Origin of the sequence: Streptomyces sp. WAC 04229 (assembly GCF_003947455.1) — a bacterium.
GTDB lineage: Bacteria > Actinomycetota > Actinomycetes > Streptomycetales > Streptomycetaceae > Streptomyces.
Genome location: NZ_QHJH01000424.1, coordinates 1 through 799 on the forward strand (window position 1 = coordinate 1; position 799 = coordinate 799).

General features: G+C 77.8%; 1 protein-coding gene and 1 pseudogene. Both read left to right on the forward strand.

What is annotated here, in order from left to right:
• Window positions 1-21: 21 nt before the first annotated feature.
• A complete protein-coding gene (locus DMH12_RS38660) occupies window positions 22-558 on the forward strand; it encodes a sigma-70 family RNA polymerase sigma factor (RefSeq protein WP_125495873.1) in 537 nt (178 codons plus the stop codon).
• A gap of 1 nt (window position 559) precedes the next feature.
• Window positions 560-799: pseudogene (locus DMH12_RS38665) on the forward strand (hypothetical protein); the annotation flags it as partial.

Consider the following 799-nt stretch of genomic DNA (forward strand, 5'->3'; position numbering starts at 1 on the left):
GGACAGGTCCCAGGGGGAGGGGTGGCAGTGCTGCGCAGAAAGGCCCGCCGCGGCCAGGGGGACGCCGGACGCGACGATCCCCTGGACGCGGCCCAGGAGCGCCGGGTGCGGGCGGTGCTCGCGCTGGGCGGGGTGCCGCAGGCGGACCTGCCGGACGGGGTGCAGCAGGTCCGCCTGCGGTTGCTGGAGCGGACGGCGAGCGGCCGGGAGGCGCCGCGGGACGTGTCGGCGTGGGCGGCGGTCGTCGCCTCCAACCTGGCGATGGACTGGCACCGCGCCCGGCGCCGCCAGGACCGGCTCGGGGAGCGCCTGGCCGCGCTCCGCCAGGCGGACCATCCCTCGGGGGAGGACACCAGCGTGCTCTCCCTCGCCGTCGCCCAGGGCCTGGACGAGCTGCCCGACGCCCAGCGCCAGGTCCTCGTCCTGCGGTTCTTCGCGGACCTTCCGGTGCGCGGCATCGCCGAGGAGCTGGGCATCCCCGAGGGCACGGTCAAGAGCAGGCTGCACACGGCGGTACGCGCACTGCGGGCCCGCCTGCACGAGGACGAGGTGGTGTGAGATGGCCGCCGAGGAACGCCCCGACGGGCACGCGGGGCACGACGGCGACGCCGGCGGGTACGACGCGCTCATGGCGGCCATCACGGGCGAGTCGCTGCCGCCGGACGCGGACCCCGGGGACCGGCGCGCGTACGGGTCCGCGGCAGCCGACGTGGCCCTGCTGCGGGAACAGCTGGGGATCATCGGCACCGCGCTGAGCGGGCCGCCCCCCGTGCTCCGAGCCCCGGAGGCGCCCCCCGCC